Source organism: Bordetella tumbae, assembly GCF_965139195.1.
Classification (GTDB): Bacteria; Pseudomonadota; Gammaproteobacteria; order Burkholderiales; family Burkholderiaceae_B; genus Bordetella_A; species Bordetella_A tumbae.
In genome coordinates this window covers 37,884-56,570 of the sequence record NZ_CBCSJH010000001.1, presented here as the reverse complement: position 1 = coordinate 56,570, position 18,687 = coordinate 37,884, and the positions used below count along the sequence as shown (strand labels likewise).

Sequence of the window (18,687 nt, the reverse complement as noted above, 5' to 3'; positions counted from 1 at the left end):
GTTGCGCCAGCCCCTACGGCCTCATGCCGGCACTCCGGGGCGCAACACTTGGCCGGGCCGTGCGCCGCTGGCTTGACTGCCATCCCAGACAGACCAGCCGTTGACCCAGACGCCGTCAATGCCCTGACTGACCTGGACAGGTTTCTCAAAAGTCGCCAGATCGTTGACGCGCTCGGGGTCCAGCAAAACCAAGTCCGCATAATAACCGGGCTTGAGCAGGCCTCGCTGCGCCAGGCCATATTGCGTTGCGGCCAAGCCTGTCATGCGGTGAATCGCCGCTGTGAGCGTCAACACGCCTTCTTCGCGCACCAAGCGGCGCAATACCTGGGGAAAGGTGCCCCACTGACGCGGATGCGGATGCGGATCAAAGGGCAGGCCATCGGACCCAACCATGGTGAGCGGGTGTTCGAAAATACGCCGCACATCGTTGGGGTCCATCAGAAAATAGATCGCGCCTGCTGGCGCCAACCGTGCCAGCATGGCTTCGTCGTCCAGGCCCAGTTCGGCCTGTACATCGGCGTAATCACGCCCCGTGGCAGCCGGATACCCTTTGGACCAAGTGATCATGGTGCGGCTGGCAATGCGCACACGGTCCAGGCGCAGCATCGTGGATGTCGCAGGGTACGGGTGGCAATCCAGGCAGACGGGCTGACTGGCCGCGGCTCGGGTGATCATGTCCAGCGTTTCGCGGGTGCGGCCATGATTGCGGCTGCCCGCCACTTTGTGATGTGAGAACACAACCCGGGCATCGACGGCACGCCCGATGGCCAGCGCCTCCTCCATCGCCGGCACGACGTGATCGGCTTCATCGCGCAGATGCGTCGCGTAGATGGCATGACGTCCAGTCATCGGCGCGCAAACATCGATGATCTCGTCGGTGGGAGCCGCGGCAGCAGGGGGATAGAACGTACCGGTCGATACCCCGAAAGCGCCTGCGGCCAACGCCTCGGCCAGCAACTCACGCATAGCCTGGCGTTCACCCGCGTCGGCAGCGCGATCGACCGCATCACCCATCACCGCCACACGCAATGTCGTGTGCCCCACCAACGGAATCACATTGGTGGCGGCTGGTGCCTCGCGCAGGGCCTCCAGCCACTGCGCGAATGTGGAAAAACGGAACAACTCGGCAGGGCCGAGCAGATCCAGCGGTTGCGGCATATCCTGCCGCGTCAGCGGCGCCAGGCTGATGCCGCAGTTACCCGTCACCACACTCGTGATGCCCTGCGACACCTTGGGCGTCATTTCCGGATGTGCCAGCAGATAGCCATCATCATGCGTATGCGAGTCGATAAAACCCGGCGCCAACACACGCCCGGCGGCATCCAGGACCGGCACACCGTCCGGACACGGGAAATCGCCCAGCTCGGCAATACGTTCGCCTTTAATAGCCAGATGGCCCTGCACGGGTTCTGCGCCGCTGCCGTCAACCAGCAGGGCATTCGTAATGATCAGATCAGCTTGCATAGAATGATGATGGTTATGTTGGTCAGTCCAGCTTCTCGATGCCGGCGCTCTCGATCAGTTTGCCCCATTTGGCAGTTTCTGCGTCCATGAGCCGCTTGAAATCCTCGGGGCTGCCGCCGGCAGGATCGGCGCCGAGTGCTGCCAGTGATTTTTGGACCTCGGGATTTTCCAGCGCCTTGTTCAAGTCAGCATTGAGCTTTTTGATGACGTCGGCCGGCGTGCCTGCAGGCGCCACCGCGCCTCCCCAGGCGATCGTCTCGTAGCCCTTCAGGCCGCTTTCGTCCAGCGTCGGGACATCGGGCAGCAAGGCCAAACGTTTGAGGCTGCTGACGCCCAGGGCGCGCACTTTTCCGCTTTGAATCAGCGGCACAGCCTCTGACGTATTCGCAAAGGTAAAGTCGAGCCGTCCGCCCATCAGATCCTGCATCGCGGCCGGGCCACCGTTGTAGGGAATGAACATGACATCGACTTTAGCCATGCTTTTGAAAAGCTCGCCACCCATGTGACCCGTGGTGCCGACACCCGAGGCACCATACGAGAGGCGGCCCGGCTCGGCCTTGGCACGGGCGACCAGGTCCTGCACCGACTTGATCGGCGAATCAGCCGGCACGATCAGCACGTTATAAATATTGAACATCTGACCTACCGGGACCAGATCCTTATCCACATCGTAAGGCAGCTTTTTAAATAGCGAGCGGTTCACGGCCAAGGTGTTGATATTGCCGTAGCCGATGGTGTAGCCATCGGCCTCTGCGCGCTTGATCAGCGACACGCCGATGTTGCCCGCCGCACCAGGACGGTTCTCGATCACCAGCGTCGCGCCAGTGTCCTTGGCGATCTGCGTCGTGATCAAGCGCGACAACACGTCGGGCGATCCGCCTGCGGCAGATGGCACGATGAAGGTGATCGGCTTGTCCGGAAAAGCGGCATGAGCGCTGACGGCAGCGCCCGTGGCCGTGCAGGCAACAGTTAGGACGCTCAAATAGCGGGCAAGAGTTCGATACATGTAATTCCCCTGGATATATGTGGTTTGGTTTCATTGCTGCACTCCTCGGGACCAGGCGTTACCGGCCCGGATCCGGGGAGCAAGAAAACGTGGAATGGCCCGGCGTTTTCTAGCAAATCAGGTTATCACCGGGACCCGCCAGAGCCCTCATCGAAAAATGTCCCAGACCTATAATCCGCCGTTATTGCCCCAGACAGGAAAACCGCGATGCAGGACGACGCGATCACTGACACAGGTGCCTCGGCCCACCCCGCCGCGAGACCTCTGAATCTGCGCCAGATCGAAGTCTTTCGCGCCATCATGATGGCGGGCTCGATCAGTGGAGCGGGCCGATTACTGCATGTCTCGCAACCCGCGGTCAGCCGCGTGCTGTCGCTCACGGAATCGCGCCTGGGCTATCCGCTTTTCGAGCGCGCGAAAAGCCGGTTGACGCCTACTCCAGAAGCGCTACGCCTCTACGCAGAGGTCGAGCAGGTCTATGGCGGGATTCAGCGCGTCAACGATCTCGCGATTGCGTTGGGCGAGGCAGGCGCAGGCGTGTTGCGCGTCGTATGCTCCGCCAGCTACGGGCAGCGCCTGGTGCCGCGCACGCTACTGGCCATGCGCGGACGCACGGAACGCAGCCGGGTCGACTACCGCAGCGTTACTTTTGACGAACTCGCGGGCTACTTTCTGACAGGGCGCGCCGACGTCGGTCTATCCATGTCCCCACCTCAACACCCGCATCTGAATTCGGTGCGGCTGGGAACGGTACCCATTGTCTGTATCGCGCCGAACGATCACCCGTTGGCAAGCCACGACATCGTGCACGCTCATGATTTCGGCTCTGCGCAATGGATAGGTTATCCCGCTGGCACGCCCCTCAGTCACGCACTCACCGGGTTCTTTGGCAATACGCAGCCGTGCCCTGCCGCGGTCGAAGTCCATTCGCCAGTCACGGCCTGTGCTTTCGTACTGCAGGGTTTGGGGCCGGCCCTCGTAGATCGCTGGTGCATCACGCCAGAATTAGCTGAACGCGTGGCCATCCGGCCCATTCATCCAGAAGCCCATGTGGAAATCTGGGCCACCCACTCCACGCTAGCCCCATTGCCGCTGCTCGGCCGCCGTTTTCTCGACGCCGCGCGATGTGTCATCGAACAGGGCGCCTAGCCCTGACGATCAGCATCAATTTTTCGCGCAATGCTGCCGTGCTTGATATGGATCAAGCCAGATATCGATAGACCCTGCCACCATCTCCGTGCCGATAGCTCTCGGTCTTTACGGAGAAGTCATGTCATTACGCAGTACCTTGGCGGCCGCATTCTGCCTGGTCAGCCTGAGCGCCATCCCGGCCCACGCCCACGAGGCCGGCGATTGGCTTTTCAAACTGGGCGTCACCCAGGTCAGCCCGAAATCCAATAATGGCAGCGTGCTCGATGGCACAGTCGATCTCGACGTCAGCAGCAACGTGCGGCCGAGTTTCACGGTGACCTATATGGCCACTCGGCACATCGGTATCGAACTGCTGGGCGCGTTGCCCTTTCAGCACAACGTATCCGGCGACGCCGGGCTGGGAAAAATCGGCACAACCAAACAACTGCCCCCCACGCTCAGCGTGCAATGGCATTTCCTGCCGGATCACACGGTACAACCCTACGTCGGCGTGGGGCTGAACTACACCCATTTCTTTGACACGCACACACGCGGCCCACTCGCCGGCTCGAGCCTGAAACTCAGCGACTCCTGGGGATTCGCCGGACAGCTTGGCGTTGATATCAAACTCAGCGACCGCTGGTTTATGAACGCAGATATTCGTTATATCGACATTTCGTCGAAGGTAAAACTCGACGGCCAACGCATCGGCACTGCGCGCATTGACCCGTGGGTCACGACCCTGGCGGTGGGTTATCGCTTTTAACGCCAGCGCGGCAGTGGGCGCGAAGAGGTCATAACGGTCATAATAGTTGACCCGCGCTATGTCTAAGAAAAGAGGAGCCCGCGCATGAAATCTTTACGTCCCTTGCTCGCCAGCCTGTTGGCGATCGCCACGGTGGCCGGCGCGTCGCAGGCCCGCGCCCAAGATCTCGGTGATTGGCCGTCCAAACCGATTACCTTCATCGTGCCTTACGCGCCCGGCGGCTTTGCCGATACTCGCATGCGTCTCATCGCACGCAAGCTGGGCGATGTGCTCAAGCAGACCGTCGTTGTCGAAAACAAGGCGGGCGCCGGAGGTGTCATCGGCACCAACCTGGTCGCCAAAGCGACTCCCGACGGCTACACCATCGGCGCGGGCAATCTGGCTCCGTTGGCGGTCAATCCCAGTCTGATGGCTCAGATGCCCTACAAGGCGGACAAAGACCTGGCGCCCATCATCCTGGTCGAGAACAGCCCTCTCGTGCTCAGTGTGACGAACGCATTGCCGGTCAAAAACCTGCAGGAATTGATTGATCTGGCCAAGCAAAAACCAGGGACACTGACTTTTGGCTCCTCGGGTGTGGGCGGCGCTCACCACTTGTCGGGAGAAATGTTCCGCGAACAGGCAGGCATCGACATCGTGCATGTACCGTATAAAGGCGGCAGCCCGGCCTCTGCGGACCTGATGGGCGGGCATATTTCGATGATGTTCGAAATGGGATATGCGGCGTTGCCCGCCATTCAGAGCAAAAAGGTTCATCCGATTGCCGTGACGTCGGCCAAACGCCTCGCGGTGCTGCCCGATGTCCCCACCCTGGCCGAGGCAGGACTGCCTGGGTTCGAGTCATATAACTGGCAGGGAATCATTGCGCCCGCAGGGACGCCCGCCCCCATCATTGCCAAGCTGAACACCGAGTTGAACAACATCCTGCAAGACCCGGAAGTGCAACGAGCCATTGCTGATACAGGCAGCCAAGCGGGAGGCGGCACCCCCGAGGATTTCGCCAAATTCATCGCCAGCGAAACCCGGAAATGGGCCGAAGTGATCCAGAAAGGCAACATTACGCTGCAATAACGACACGTTTGCGGCGACAATCACCGTGAGGCGGCAAGTTACAATGGCATTTGCCTGAAACATGCCGCCGCAATAATCACGGTCGTCTGACAGGTACAGTACCCGAGGTCGACGCCTTGACCGGTTCGGCCAAAAACTCTATGGTCGTCCCCTTTGTCGGACACTGTTTACCTGTCCAGGCCCACACTGTTGCCTATGCCCGATCACACGCCCGATAGCCCGCCCCCTGTTCTGTCACTGGACGCAGTGGCGCTTGGCTATGGCGAATTCACGGTGCTGCAAGACATCACCATGACCGTTCAGCCCGGGCAGGTCGTCGCCATCATGGGCGGCTCCGGCTCTGGCAAAACCACGCTGCTACGCGCTGCGACCGGGCAGCTTCGGCCCTTGCGCGGCCAAGTCCATGCATTCGGCACTGATCTGGGCCAAATCGGCCATGATGAGCTGCAGGCGTTGCGCAAGCGCATGGGCGTGCTTTTCCAGCAGGGCGCGCTGTTTACGGACCTGAATGTCTTTGAAAACGTCGCTTTTCCCCTGCGCGAGCACACCCGATTGCCTGAGGCAGAGATTGTGTCACGCGTGCTGGACAAGCTCGACGCGGTCGGGCTGCGTGCGGCGGCGCATCTGCGCGTAGCGGAAATCTCTGGCGGCATGTCCCGGCGGGTGGCCCTGGCTCGCGCAGTGGTACTGGAGCCCGAACTCATTTTGTACGACGAACCCTTTGCGGGGCTCGATCCGATCTCGATGGGGATCACCGCCCGCCTGATCCGCGACCTGTCCGACCGGCTGCACTGCGCATCAGTGCTGATCACCCACGACGTGCAGGAATCATTTTCCATTGCCGATCAGGTCTACCTGGTCGGCCAGGGCCGTCTGGTCATCTCCGGGTCACCGCAATCCCTGTCCGAATCGCAAGACCCGTACGTCAAGCAATTCCTGCGTGGCGAGCCCGATGGCCCGGTCGCCTTTCAGTATCCCGACACGCCGGCGTTTCAGGCCTGGCTGGCCAAACAAGCCGGCGCAGCCCAGTCTTCCCTCGGAGGCCGAAAATCATGATCGGGCCAGTTCGAGCGGTCAGCGCCGTGGGCCGTTGGGTGCGCGACAGCATCAGCGGCGTCGGCGGGTTTACCCGCTTTGTAAACAGCCTCCTGGCGCGCAGCGGCATCGTCGTGTCGCGTCCCCGGCTGGTCTCCCAGCAAGTGCACTTCATCGGCAACTATTCCCTGCTGATCATCGTCGTATCGGGCCTATTTGTCGGCTTCGTGCTGGGATTGCAGGGCTATTACACGCTGAACCGCTATGGTTCCGAAGAAGCCCTCGGCCTGCTGGTCGCCCTGTCCCTGGTTCGCGAACTGGGCCCCGTGGTGACGGCACTCCTGTTTGCCGGCCGCGCCGGTACCTCGCTGACCGCCGAGATCGGTCTCATGAAGGCGGGTGAGCAGCTCTCGGCCATGGAGGTCATGGCCGTCGATCCGATGCGCCGGGTGCTCGTGCCGCGCTTGTGGGGCGGCATCATCGCCATGCCGGTATTGGCCGCCGTGTTTTCAATGGTAGGCATCCTGGGCGGCTGGATTGTCGGCGTACTGCTCATTGGGGTAGATGCCGGCGCATTCTGGTCGCAAATGCAAAATGGCGTCGATGTCTGGAATGACGTCGCCAATGGCGTCCTGAAAAGCATTGTGTTCGGGGTCACCGTCACGCTCGTCGCGCTCTACGAGGGCTGGCACGCCCGCGCCACCCCAGAGGGCGTGGCGCGGGCCACCACCCGGACTGTCGTCGTAGGCTCGCTCGCCGTGCTGGGCCTGGATTTCCTGCTTACCGCCCTGATGTTTGGCAACTAATACGGATTTGCATCATGTCACGCGAAAAAACCGATTTTTGGGTAGGGCTCTTCGTGCTGCTCGGCGCAGCCGCCCTGGTGTTTCTGGCCTTGCGCGCCGGCAACCTCAGCAGCTTCTCGTTTGCGCCGACATACACGCTGACCGCCGATTTTGACAATATTGGCGGCCTGAAAGCGCGCGCGCCCGTCAAGAGCGCTGGCGTGGTGGTGGGTCGCGTCAGTAACATCACCTTCGACGACCGTTCTTTCAAGGCCGTTGTCGCGCTCAATCTCGAAGAAGGCTACCAATTCCCCAAAGATACGTCGGCCTCCATCCTGACCTCGGGGTTGTTGGGCGAGCAGTACGTAGGGCTGACGGCGGGCGGCGACGAGCAAAATTTTGCCGATGGAGGCAAAATCCGCTATACCCAAAGCGCCGTTGTCCTGGAAAACCTGATTAGCCAATTCCTCTACAACAGCGCGCAAAACCAAGGGTCCAATTCGGAAAAATCCGGCGAACAACCCAGTGCGCCGCCAACGAACTGAAATACCGCACTGGCGGCCGTTGACCGAACACCTTTGCCCAACCTGCTCCGGCAGGCGACTTGTGAACAGAACCTTTGCTTGGCATTGACCCCATCATGACTATGCCCACCTACGCTCGATTTGCCTCTGCCCTGGCCGTCTGCGCGCTGACCGCCGGTTGCGCCGCTCCAGGCAACCCGGATCCCCGCGATCCCTGGGAAGGCTTCAACCGCGGCGTATACAAATTCAACGACACGGTCGACCGGGCTCTGTTCAAGCCTGTCGCGCAGGCCTATACCTACGTCACGCCTGAGCCGGTACGTAGCTGCGTCCACAACATGTTCAGTAACGTGGGCGATCTCTGGTCGGCCACCAACAGTTTCCTGCAGGGCCGCGGCCACGATTTCGTCAACACGTTGGGACGATTCCTGTTCAACACCACCATGGGCATAGGCGGCTGCTTTGACGTCGCGTCGGCCAATGGCGCCCGCAAGATCCCCAACGACTTCGGCACGACGCTGGGCGTATGGGGCTTTGGCCAGGGCCCCTATTTGGTGCTGCCGTTCTTTGGTTCGAGCAGCGTGCGTGACGGCGCCGGCCTGATCGGCGACTGGCAAGGCGGCATTTACACCTACAGCAGCCCGGGTTCGATCGACAACGTGCCGATCCGCAACAGCTTGTGGGGCCTCGATCTCGTCGACACGCGTGCCAGCTTGCTCGACACCACCGATATGGTCGACCGGGTGGCGCTGGATCCCTACAGCTTTATCCGTGACGCCTACCTGCAACGCCGCGCCGCCATGGTACGTGGCAGCGCCGAGGGCGAGGGCAATCTGCCCGATTACGACATCGATGACGATGACGACGCAGCCGCCGCGCCGGCTCAACCTGCCGCCCCTGCGCCCACGCCCACCCAATAACCAGGATGCCCCACTCAAAAGGAGCTCTCATGCGAATTTCTGCTTTTTCCTTGCTGCAACGTCTGTTCCTGGCCGCGACGATCGGCCTGATGGCCGCCACCGCGGCCCAAGCCAAGCCCGATGCCCATGGCGCGCCCGACAAGTTCGTACTTGACGCCGCTAATGAGGCCCTGAATGTGCTCAAGGCCGACTCCAAGGTCAAATCCGGCGATCTCGCCCACATCAACCAGGTCGTCGACACGTACATCCTGCCGTACGTCAATTTCCGCAAAACCACGCAGTTGTCTGCCGGCCGTTACTGGCGCCAAGCCACGCCCGAGCAACAAACGGCCCTGGCCAACGCCTTTCGCGGCACCCTGGTCCGCACTTATAGCGGTGCGCTGACCGGCGTGACCCAAAACACTTCCATCAAGCTGCTGCCGTTCCGGGATGATCCGAACGCGGACGACGTGGTCGTACGCAGCCTGATTACGCAGGCAAACGGCCAGCCCGTCGGCGTTGACTATCGCCTCGAAAAAGACCCCCAGCAAGGCTGGCGCATCTACGACATGAACGTCGAAGGTATCTGGCTGATCCAGAACTACCGCAATCAATTCGCGCAGCAGATCGAGCAATCCGGCATTGACGGGCTGATCAAGGCACTGAACCAGCGCAACCAATAAACCCAAGCGGCGACCGGGACAAAGCCGTCCCGGAGGGGCCGCCATTTATAATGGGCGATTCGCTCTTTTCCGGGCCTTCGCCGTTGCCATGTCTGCAGTCAGTCTAGAACACGTATCCAAGATTTATCCACCACGCCAGGCGGGTTGGAAAAAATGGCTTGGGCGTACCCCCGGCCAGGGGTTTCAGGCCCTGAACGACGTCAGCCTGCGCATCGAGCCCGGCGAGTTTTTCGGCTTGCTAGGTCCCAACGGGGCCGGCAAAACCACTCTGATTTCCATTCTGGCGGGCTTGGCGCGTGCCTCCAGTGGCAGTGCCAGTGTCTGTGGCTACGATGTCACCACCGACTATAAAATGGCCCGTCGCGCGTTGGGCGTGGTGCCGCAAGAGCTGGTCTACGACCCGTTTTTCACCGTGCGCGAAACGCTGCGCATCCAGTCGGGCTATTTTGGCCTGCGAAAAAACGACGACTGGATTGACGAAATCCTGTTCAATTTAGGTTTGGCAGACAAGGCCAACAGCAATATGCGCGCCTTGTCGGGCGGGATGAAGCGGCGCGTCCTGGTCGCCCAGGCGCTGGTGCATCGCCCGCCAGTCATCGTGCTGGATGAGCCCACCGCGGGCGTGGATGTCGACCTGCGCCGCACCCTGTGGGAATTCATCTCGCGGCTGAACAAGGCTGGCCACACCATCATGCTGACCACGCACTACCTCGAAGAAGCCGAGGCCTTGTGCGGACGTATCGCCATGCTCAAAGGCGGGCGCATCGTGGCACTGGATACCACGCAGGCCTTGCTGGCGCGCGTGGGCGGCGTGGATCTCGAAGACGCCTTTGTGCGCATCATGCACCAGGACACGCCGTTGTCGGCCGAACTCGAACCTGAAGAGGCTCTTTCGTGACCCCGCCGCTGACCCCGACCGAACAACCCTTGGTGCAGCCTCGCCTGGATGCGGGCTCCGGCTTTCCCACGCTGTTGCGCAAGGAGCTCCTGCGCTTCTGGAAAGTCGCGTTCCAGACCATTGCCGCCCCGGTCGTCACAGCCTTGCTTTACCTGCTGGTGTTTGCTCACGTGCTGGAAGGGCGCGTCATGGTGTACAACACCGTGCCGTACACCGCATTCCTGATTCCAGGATTGATGATGATGAGCATGCTGCAAAATGCTTTTGCCAATCCCTCATCATCGTTGATCCAGAGCCGTATCACCGGTAATTTGGTGTTCGTGCTCCTGCCGCCCTTATCGCACCGCGAGATTTTTTCGGCCTATCTGCTGGCCGCGATCGTGCGTGGTCTGGCAGTAGGCGCCTGTGTGTGGCTGGTGGCCATCTGTTTCACGCCGCTGCCCTTGGTGCATCTGGGCTGGATCGTCGTATTCGCCATTCTGGCCTGCGGCATCATGGGCACATTGGGCCTGATTGCCGGTTTGTGGTCAGAGAAATTCGACCAACTCGCCGTATTTCAAAACTTTCTGATCATGCCGGCCACATTTCTGTCCGGCGTGTTCTACTCCATTCACACACTGCCGCCGTTCTGGCAAACCGTGTCGCACTGGAACCCCATTTTTTATACGATCGATGGCTTTCGCTACGGGTTCTTCTCCGTATCGGACGTATCGCCGTGGCACAGCCTGGCCGTCGTGACGGGGGTCTTCGCCGTTTTGGTGATCTGTGCCTTGCGGCTCTTGGCCAGCGGCTACAAACTCAGGAATTGACGCCATGCTGCCTACCCCCGAGCAGGTTCGCCAATATATCGCCGACGGGCTGCCTTGCGATCATCTGGATGTGCAGGGCGATGGCTCCCATTTTGACGCAGTCATCGTCAGCCCTGCGTTCGAAGGCAAACGCCTGATTGCACGCCATCAGCTGGTCTACGCCGCACTGGGCGACCGCATGAAAGCCGAAATCCACGCGCTCTCGATGCGCACCCTGACACCCGACGAATACTCCAAGGCGGGCAACTGATGGACAAGCTACGCATCACCGGCGGCGCACCCCTGCGCGGCGAAGTCACCGTCTCCGGCGCCAAGAACGCGGCATTGCCCATTCTGTGCGCAGGCCTGCTTACTGCCGACACCGTCTCCCTGGCCAACGTGCCAGCGCTGAACGACACGTCCACCATGCTGCGCCTGCTGGCCCGCATGGGGGTCAAGGCTGAGCGCGGCGCCGATGGCATCGTGACCCTGCAGGCCAACCAGGTTGACAACCTGGAGGCCCCCTACGATCTGGTCAAGACCATGCGTGCCTCGATCCTGGTGCTCGGGCCGCTGCTTGCACGCTTTGGCGAGGCTCGCGTGAGCCTGCCCGGCGGATGCAGCATCGGCCAACGGCCGGTCGACCAGCACATCAAGGGCCTGGCCGCATTGGGCGCCGACATTCGCATCGAACACGGCTTCGTCATCGCCAAAGCTCCACGGCTAAAGGGCGCGTCCATTCTCACAGACATGGTCACCGTCACGGGCACGGAAAACCTGCTGATGGCCGCCGTATTGGCCGAGGGCCAGACCGTTCTCGAGAATGCTGCCCGCGAACCCGAGGTGGTCGATCTGGCCGAGTTGCTGATCAAAATGGGCGCGCGGATCCAGGGTCATGGTACGGACCGCATCGTGATCGATGGCGTGGACAGCCTGCATGGCGCCGAACATCGTGTCAGCCCCGACCGGATCGAAGCAGGAACCTTTCTCTGCGCCGTGGGAGCGGCGGGCGGCGACATCGTTTTGCGCAATGTCGCCCCAGAGATGATGGGCGCGACCTTGGACAAGCTCACCGAAGCCGGCCTTACGCTGGAAACCGGCCCGGACTGGATTCGCGGCGCCATGCACGGCCGGCCGCGCGCAGTCGGCTTTCGCACTCATGAATACCCCGGTTTTGCCACAGACATGCAAGCCCAGCTGATGGCCTTGGACACCATTGCACAAGGCACCTCGGTGATCGTGGAGACCATCTTTGAAAACCGCTACATGCACGTACAAGAGCTACGCCGCATGGGTGCGGACATCGACATCGACGGCCACACCGCCGTGGTGCGCGGCGTCGAACGCCTGTCGGGCGCCATCGTCATGGCCACCGACCTGCGCGCCTCGGCCAGCCTGGTCATCGCCGGCCTGGCTGCCGAAGGGCAAACCACCATCGACCGCATTTACCACCTGGATCGCGGCTACGACCGCATGGAAGTCAAACTACGTGCGCTGGGCGCTGACATTCAGCGCTTGAGCGGCAAGGAATCCCTATGAGTCCCGTCGCCAACGCTCCCATTACCCTGGCGTTATCCAAGGGCCGCATTTTCGAGGAAACGCTGCCGTTGCTGGCCGAGGCCGGCATCGAAGTCCCCGAAAATCCGGAGAGCTCGCGCAAGCTGATTCTGCCTACCAGCGACCCCGGCCTGCGCCTGATCATTGTTCGTGCTTCCGACGTACCCACCTACGTCCAGTACGGCGCCGCCGATCTCGGTATCGCCGGCAAAGACGTGCTGATCGAGCACGCAGCCCAGCATCCTGGCGGCCTGTACCAGCCCATCGACCTGAACATCGCCAAATGCCGCTTGTGCGTCGCGGTGCGCAATGGATTCGACTACGAGGCCGCTGTCCACCAAGGCGCACGCCTGCGCGTAGCCACCAAATACGTGCAATCGGCACGCGAGCACTTTGCGGCCAAAGGCGTCTACGTCGACATCATCAAGCTTTATGGTTCGATGGAGCTCGCCCCGCTGGTCGGGCTGGCCGACTGCATCGTCGACCTGGTGTCCTCAGGCGGTACGCTGCGCGCCAATGACCTGGTCGCCGTAGAAGACATCATGGCCATTTCGTCGCGCCTGATCGTCAACCAGGCCTCGCTCAAGACGCGCGGCGCGCGGCTGCAGCCCCTGTTGGACGCGTTCCAACGGGCGGCAAATGCCGGCACCGCGGCCTGACACGGCCTGCGCCCGCTACACTATGTCTTTACCTGCTCCGGTGGCCGCGCTGATATACGGCGCCGCCGGGGGTCTCTTTGCTTCACCATGACGCCATGGCTCTGATCAATCGCCTCGATTCCCGTCAGCCGGATTTTGCTGCCGCGCTGTCCAAACTGCTGGCTTTCGAAGCCACCGAAGACGAATCCGTCGACCGCGCCGCGGCCGGCATTCTGGCGGACGTCCGCCATCGCGGCGATACGGCGCTGCTGGAATACACCCAGCGCTTTGATCGCGTTGCCGAGTCGTCGGCCGACGCTCTCGAAATTCCCAAGGCCGACTGGCATGCCGCATTGGCGGCCTTGCCCGCCGCGCAGCGTAATGCGCTGGAAACCGCTGCCGACCGCGTGCGCGCCTATCACGAGCACCAACGCGGCGAGACCTGGACCTACACCGATGCCGAGGGCACCCTGCTGGGCCAGCAGATCACCCCGCTGGACCGCGTGGGCTTGTACGTGCCCGGCGGCAAGGCTGCGTACCCCTCGTCAGTCCTGATGAATGCAATCCCGGCCAAAGTCGCGGGTGTCCCCGAGTTGATCATGGTTACGCCCACGCCTGACGGCGTACGCAATCCGATCGTCCTGGCCGCCGCCGCCATTGCCGGTGTGGATCGCGCCTTCGCCATCGGCGGCGCCCAGGCCATCGGTGCATTGGCCTACGGCACGGCGACCGTGCCGGCAGTGGACAAGATCGTCGGTCCGGGCAACGCCTATGTCGCGGCCGCCAAACGCCGCGTATTCGGCACCGTCGGCATCGACATGATCGCGGGCCCCAGCGAGATTCTGGTCATCTGCGACGGCAATACCCCGGCAGATTGGATCGCCATGGACCTGTTTTCGCAGGCCGAGCACGACGAATTGGCGCAATCCATCCTGTTGTGCCCCGATGCTGCCTTCATCAACGAGGTCGAGGCCGCCATCGAGCGTCTGTTGCCCACCATGCCGCGCGCCAACATTCTGCGCGTGAGCCTTGCCAATCGCGGGGCCTTGATTCTGGTGCGGGATCTGGACGAAGCCTGTGCCATTGCGAACGACATCGCCCCCGAGCACTTGGAAATCTCGACCGAGCAGCCCGAACACTGGACGGCACGCATCCGGCATGCCGGCGCCATCTTTATGGGCCGCTTCAGCTCAGAATCGCTGGGCGACTATTGCGCCGGCCCCAACCACGTATTGCCCACGTCCCGCACGGCCCGGTTTTCCTCGCCGCTGGGTGTGTACGATTTTCAAAAGCGCTCCAGCCTGATCCAGGTATCCCAACAGGGCGCCCAGACCCTGGGCCGCATTGCCGCCGAGCTCGCGCTGGGCGAGGGCCTGCAGGCCCACGCAGCCAGCGCGCAATACCGGCTGGACAAGCCATGACGTCGCGCACCGTGGCCGACCGCATCGCCGGTACGGTCCGGGCGGATATCAGGACGCTGAGCGCCTATCCGGTGCCGCCTGCCGCGGGCGGCATCAAGCTCGACGCCATGGAGTGCCCGTACGAGCTGCCCGATGCCGTACGCGACGACATCGCCCGCGCCGTGCGCGATACCGCGCTCAATCGCTACCCGGCAGGTGACACCACCGAACTCGCCCATGGCGTACGTCAGGCGTTCGGCATTCCTGCCGAATCCGGATTGTTGTTTGGCAACGGATCCGACGAACTCATTCATCTGATCGTTCAAGCCTGTTGCGAGCCCGGCGACACCGTACTGTCGCCGTGGCCATCGTTTGTCTATTTCGACATGGCGGCACGCTTTGATCACGCGCGTTTCGTCGGCGTACCGCTGACTGCGGATCTGCAATTGGATTTGCCCGCGATGTTGCAGGCCATCGCCCAGCATCGTCCCAAGGTCGTCTTTTTAGCCCTGCCCAACAACCCCACCGGCGGTCTATGGCCCGACGAGGCCGTACAGGCAATCATCGATGCCGCGCCCGGCTTGGTCGTCCTGGACGAGGCCTATCAGCCCTTTGCCGACCATACCTGGATGACACGTCTGCCGGCGCTGTCCCATGCCGTGATCCTGCGTACCGTCTCCAAGATCGGCCTGGCGGGTCTGCGCTTCGGTTATCTGTCCGGCCACCCCGACTGGATCGCACAATTCGACAAAGTACGTCCTCCGTACAACTTGAACGTCCTGACGCAGGCTGCGTTGCGCGTGGTATTACGTCACAAGGCCGTTCTCGACCAGCAGGCAGCCCAGTTGCGTGCCGATCGCGAGCCGCTGGCCCGTGCGTTGGCCGATCTGCCGGGCGTCACCGTCTTTCCGAGCGCCGGAAACTTCGTTCTGGCGCGCTTTTCCGGTGAGCTGGACGGTAACACTGTGCATCTTGCGCTGAAAACGCGCAAAATACTGGTAAAGAACGTTTCCAGCGCACACCCGTTGCTGGCCAACTGCCTGCGAATCTCGATAGGCACGCCCGCCGAAAACGCCGCACTGCTATCCGCTCTACAAGACATTCTCCGTTCCCATTAGGCTCGCCCCTTCTTTTTATGCGTACCGCCGATATCACCCGCAACACCAACGAAACGCGCATCCGCGTGTCCGTCAATCTGGACGGCACCGGCAAGCAAACCCTGGACACAGGCGTGCCGTTTCTGGACCACATGCTGGACCAAATCGCCCGGCATGGCCTGATCGACCTGGACATCAAGGCCGAGGGGGATCTGCACATCGACGCGCACCACACCGTCGAAGACGTCGGCATCACATTGGGAATGGCCGTCGCCAAGGCCGTAGGCAGCAAGGCCGGCCTGCGCCGCTATGGACACGCCTATGTACCGCTGGACGAGGCCCTCTCGCGCGTGGTCATCGACTTTTCCGGCCGGCCAGGCCTGGAATATCACATCCCGTTTACGCGGGCGCGCATTGGTAATTTCGACGTGGACCTGACCCGCGAATTTTTCCAGGGCTTCGTCAATCACGCATTGACCACGCTGCACATCGACAACCTGCGCGGCTTCAACGCCCATCACCAATGCGAAACCGTCTTCAAGGCATTCGGCCGTGCCCTGCGCATGGCGCTGGAAGTCGACCCGCGCGTGGGCGACGCCGTGCCCTCCACCAAAGGCGTGCTGTAACCCCACCCGCAGGCAGAATTCAGTGACCACTATTGCCATCGTCGATTACGGAATGGGCAATTTCCATTCCGTGGCGCGCGCGCTGCGCTACGCTGCGCCCGATGCCGACATCCGCATCTGCAACCGTGCCGCCGATATTGATGCGGCCGATCGCGTCGTATTTCCAGGCCAGGGCGCCATGGCCGATTGCATGCGCACCCTGAACGAATCGGGGCTGCGCGACGCCGTCGTGCGCGCCGCGCACACCAAACCGCTATTAGGTGTCTGCGTAGGCGAACAAATGCTGTTCGAGAGCAGCGAAGAGGGCAATACCCCGTGTCTGGGCGTGTTCCCCGGCACCGTACGCCGATTCTCGGGCGACCAGTTTGCGGACGGCACCCCGTCCCGTTCAGGCGATGAGCGCCTGAAAGTCCCTCACATGGGATGGAACCAAGTCCGCCAGACGCGCTCCCATGCTTTGTGGGACGGGATTCCAGACCTGACACACTTTTATTTTGTGCACAGCTACTACGCCGCGCCCGCCGATCCCGCGCTGACTATCGGGGAAACCGACTATGGCGGCACGTTTACGTGCGCTGTCGCAGCCGCTAACATTTTCGCGGTGCAATTTCACCCCGAGAAAAGTGCGGCGCACGGTTTGCGCCTGTATCGCAATTTTGTAGACTGGAACCCATAACTCCCGTACGAGCCTCGGGCCGGACCTCTTTCAACCTTTTTTCAACGCTCGCTATTCACCATGCTGCTGATCCCCGCCATCGATCTCAAAGACGGGCGCTGCGTACGCCTACGCCAGGGAGACCTCGACGAGGTAACGGTATTCTCTGAAGAACCCGCCACCATGGCCTCGCACTGGCTCGACCTGGGCGCACGCCGCCTGCACTTGGTCGACCTGAACGGCGCCGTCGCCGGCAAGCCCAAGAACGACGCTCCCATCAAGGCCATTCTGGAGGCCGTAGGCGACGAGATTCCCGTGCAAATCGGCGGCGGTATCCGTGACCTCGACACCATCGAGTCGTATCTGGATGCCGGCATCTCGTACGTCATCATCGGCACCGCCGCTGTGAAAAACCCGGGATTCCTGCAAGACGCCTGCGGCGCCTTTCCCGGCAAGATCATCGTGGGCCTGGACGCCCGGGATGGCAAGATCGCCACTGACGGCTGGAGCAAGCTCACCCGCCACGACGTGCTGGACTTGGCCAAAAAGTTCGAAGACTACGGTTGCGAATCGATCATCTACACCGACATCAGCCGCGACGGCATGCTCTCGGGCGTCAACGTTGATGCCACGGTCAAGCTCGCGCAACATGTCCGCATCCCCGTGTTCGCCTCGGGCGGCATCGCCGACATGAAAGACATCGAAGCCCTGTGCGCAGTCGAAGACGAAGGCGTCGAGGGCGCCATTCTGGGCCGCAGCATCTACGAAGGCACGCTTGATTTTCAAGCCGCCCAGGCCCGCGCCGACGAACTCAATCCATGAACACGCCTACTGCCACGACAGCCACGACGCCGGTAACGTCCTCGAATATCGCCGGACTATCCGGTGCGCTGACCCGCCGCATCATTCCTTGCCTGGATGTCACAGCCGGGCGCGTCGTCAAAGGGGTCAATTTCGTCAACCTGACCGACGCGGGCGATCCTGTTGAAATCGCCCGCCGTTACGACGAGCAGGGCGCCGACGAACTCACGTTCCTGGACATCACCGCCACCAGCGATGATCGCGATCTGATTCTGCCCATCATCGAGCAGGTCGCCTCGCAGGTATTCATCCCTCTGACCGTCGGCGGTGGCGTACGCCAGGTCTCCGACGTGCAGCGCCTGCTCAATGCCGGTGCCGACAAGATCAGCATCAACAGCGCGGCCGTCGCCAACCCCGAGTTGGTACGCGCCGCTGCCAGTTACCACGGCTCGCAATGCATCGTGGTCGCCATCGATGCCCGCCGAGTTTCCGCGCCTGGCGAGCCCGCCCGTTGGGAAGTCTTTACCCACGGCGGCCGCAAATCGACCGGCCTGGACGCCGTGCAATGGGCCAGCCAGATGGCGGCCTATGGTGCAGGCGAAATCCTGTTGACCAGCATGGACCGGGACGGCACCAAATCAGGCTTTGATATCGAGCTCACCCGGGCCGTATCGGACGCGGTACCGGTTCCCGTGATTGCTTCAGGCGGCGTCGGCAGCCTGCAGCACTTGGCCGACGGCGTCACCGCCGGGCGCGCCAGTGCAGTGCTCGCAGCCAGCATTTTCCACTTTGGCCAACACACGGTGCGCGAATGCAAGACATTCATGGCCAACCAAGGCATCGCCGTCAGACTAGATTAGACT

The 18,687-nt window shown here is 61.9% G+C and carries 21 protein-coding genes; 19 read left to right on the top strand and 2 right to left on the bottom strand.

Annotated features, from left to right (window positions below; translation table 11 throughout):
- Window positions 1-21: 21 nt before the first annotated feature.
- Entirely contained in the window at window positions 22-1,464 is a 1,443-nt protein-coding gene (locus ACNA0J_RS00315; RefSeq protein ID WP_415815266.1) for an N-acyl-D-amino-acid deacylase family protein, read from the bottom strand.
- A 22-nt stretch (window positions 1,465-1,486) separates the two neighbouring features.
- Entirely contained in the window at window positions 1,487-2,470 is a 984-nt protein-coding gene (locus ACNA0J_RS00310) for a Bug family tripartite tricarboxylate transporter substrate binding protein (RefSeq protein WP_415815264.1), read from the bottom strand.
- A 207-nt stretch (window positions 2,471-2,677) separates the two neighbouring features.
- Here ACNA0J_RS00310 and ACNA0J_RS00305 point away from each other — a divergent pair, with 207 nt between their 5' ends.
- The 19 genes from ACNA0J_RS00305 (at window position 2,678) to hisF (ending at window position 18,684) form a co-directional block, all read left to right on the top strand.
- Window positions 2,678-3,619 (top strand): LysR family transcriptional regulator, encoded by a 942-nt coding sequence (locus tag ACNA0J_RS00305; protein ID WP_415815262.1) that lies wholly within the window; start codon window positions 2,678-2,680, stop codon window positions 3,617-3,619.
- A gap of 121 nt (window positions 3,620-3,740) precedes the next feature.
- The gene (locus ACNA0J_RS00300) at window positions 3,741-4,367 is read left to right on the top strand and encodes an OmpW/AlkL family protein (protein WP_415815260.1); all 627 of its coding nucleotides are present in this window, start codon (window positions 3,741-3,743) and stop codon (window positions 4,365-4,367) included.
- Window positions 4,368-4,451: 84 nt separating this feature from the next.
- Window positions 4,452-5,438 carry a Bug family tripartite tricarboxylate transporter substrate binding protein gene (locus ACNA0J_RS00295; RefSeq protein ID WP_415815258.1) on the top strand — a complete coding sequence of 329 codons (987 nt, stop codon included), beginning with the start codon at window positions 4,452-4,454 and terminating at the stop codon, window positions 5,436-5,438.
- A 195-nt stretch (window positions 5,439-5,633) separates the two neighbouring features.
- On the top strand, window positions 5,634-6,494 hold the full coding sequence (locus ACNA0J_RS00290) for an ABC transporter ATP-binding protein (RefSeq protein WP_415816463.1): 861 nt from the start codon (window positions 5,634-5,636) through the stop codon (window positions 6,492-6,494).
- A complete protein-coding gene (mlaE, locus tag ACNA0J_RS00285; RefSeq protein ID WP_415815256.1) occupies window positions 6,491-7,279 on the top strand; it encodes a lipid asymmetry maintenance ABC transporter permease subunit MlaE in 789 nt (262 codons plus the stop codon). Before ACNA0J_RS00290 ends, mlaE begins: the two co-directional genes overlap by 4 nt.
- Window positions 7,280-7,293: 14 nt before the next feature.
- Complete coding sequence (gene mlaD, locus ACNA0J_RS00280) at window positions 7,294-7,803, top strand: outer membrane lipid asymmetry maintenance protein MlaD (RefSeq protein ID WP_415815254.1); 510 nt, start codon at window positions 7,294-7,296, stop codon at window positions 7,801-7,803.
- Between the two features lie 95 nt (window positions 7,804-7,898).
- On the top strand, window positions 7,899-8,702 hold the full coding sequence (locus ACNA0J_RS00275) for an MlaA family lipoprotein (protein WP_415815252.1): 804 nt from the start codon (window positions 7,899-7,901) through the stop codon (window positions 8,700-8,702).
- A gap of 29 nt (window positions 8,703-8,731) precedes the next feature.
- On the top strand, window positions 8,732-9,364 hold the full coding sequence (locus ACNA0J_RS00270; RefSeq protein ID WP_415815250.1) for an MlaC/ttg2D family ABC transporter substrate-binding protein: 633 nt from the start codon (window positions 8,732-8,734) through the stop codon (window positions 9,362-9,364).
- Between the two features lie 88 nt (window positions 9,365-9,452).
- The gene (locus ACNA0J_RS00265; protein ID WP_415815248.1) at window positions 9,453-10,262 is read left to right on the top strand and encodes an ABC transporter ATP-binding protein; all 810 of its coding nucleotides are present in this window, start codon (window positions 9,453-9,455) and stop codon (window positions 10,260-10,262) included.
- Window positions 10,259-11,071, top strand: coding sequence for an ABC transporter permease (locus ACNA0J_RS00260; protein ID WP_415815246.1), 813 nt, complete (start codon window positions 10,259-10,261; stop codon window positions 11,069-11,071). The genes ACNA0J_RS00265 and ACNA0J_RS00260 overlap by 4 nt, the downstream gene beginning before the upstream one ends.
- Before the next feature lie 4 nt (window positions 11,072-11,075).
- Entirely contained in the window at window positions 11,076-11,321 is a 246-nt protein-coding gene (locus tag ACNA0J_RS00255) for a BolA family protein (protein ID WP_415815244.1), read from the top strand.
- Window positions 11,321-12,589 (top strand): UDP-N-acetylglucosamine 1-carboxyvinyltransferase, encoded by a 1,269-nt coding sequence (gene murA / locus ACNA0J_RS00250; RefSeq protein ID WP_415815242.1) that lies wholly within the window; start codon window positions 11,321-11,323, stop codon window positions 12,587-12,589. Before ACNA0J_RS00255 ends, murA begins: the two co-directional genes overlap by 1 nt.
- Window positions 12,586-13,266 carry an ATP phosphoribosyltransferase gene (hisG, locus tag ACNA0J_RS00245; protein ID WP_415815240.1) on the top strand — a complete coding sequence of 227 codons (681 nt, stop codon included), beginning with the start codon at window positions 12,586-12,588 and terminating at the stop codon, window positions 13,264-13,266. Before murA ends, hisG begins: the two co-directional genes overlap by 4 nt.
- Window positions 13,267-13,361: 95 nt before the next feature.
- Window positions 13,362-14,666 (top strand): histidinol dehydrogenase, encoded by a 1,305-nt coding sequence (hisD, locus tag ACNA0J_RS00240; RefSeq protein WP_415815238.1) that lies wholly within the window; start codon window positions 13,362-13,364, stop codon window positions 14,664-14,666.
- Window positions 14,663-15,763 (top strand): histidinol-phosphate transaminase, encoded by a 1,101-nt coding sequence (hisC, locus tag ACNA0J_RS00235; protein ID WP_415815236.1) that lies wholly within the window; start codon window positions 14,663-14,665, stop codon window positions 15,761-15,763. The genes hisD and hisC overlap by 4 nt, the downstream gene beginning before the upstream one ends.
- Window positions 15,764-15,780: 17 nt before the next feature.
- Window positions 15,781-16,368, top strand: a complete 588-nt coding sequence (hisB, locus tag ACNA0J_RS00230) for an imidazoleglycerol-phosphate dehydratase HisB (protein WP_415815234.1) — start codon at window positions 15,781-15,783, stop codon at window positions 16,366-16,368.
- A gap of 22 nt (window positions 16,369-16,390) precedes the next feature.
- A complete protein-coding gene (hisH, locus tag ACNA0J_RS00225; protein WP_415815232.1) occupies window positions 16,391-17,044 on the top strand; it encodes an imidazole glycerol phosphate synthase subunit HisH in 654 nt (217 codons plus the stop codon).
- A gap of 60 nt (window positions 17,045-17,104) precedes the next feature.
- Window positions 17,105-17,845 carry a 1-(5-phosphoribosyl)-5-[(5-phosphoribosylamino)methylideneamino]imidazole-4-carboxamide isomerase gene (hisA, locus tag ACNA0J_RS00220; RefSeq protein WP_415815229.1) on the top strand — a complete coding sequence of 247 codons (741 nt, stop codon included), beginning with the start codon at window positions 17,105-17,107 and terminating at the stop codon, window positions 17,843-17,845.
- Window positions 17,842-18,684: an imidazole glycerol phosphate synthase subunit HisF gene (gene hisF, locus ACNA0J_RS00215; RefSeq protein WP_415815227.1), complete on the top strand. Its 843-nt coding sequence runs from the start codon at window positions 17,842-17,844 to the stop codon at window positions 18,682-18,684. Before hisA ends, hisF begins: the two co-directional genes overlap by 4 nt.
- Window positions 18,685-18,687 lie beyond the last annotated feature (3 nt).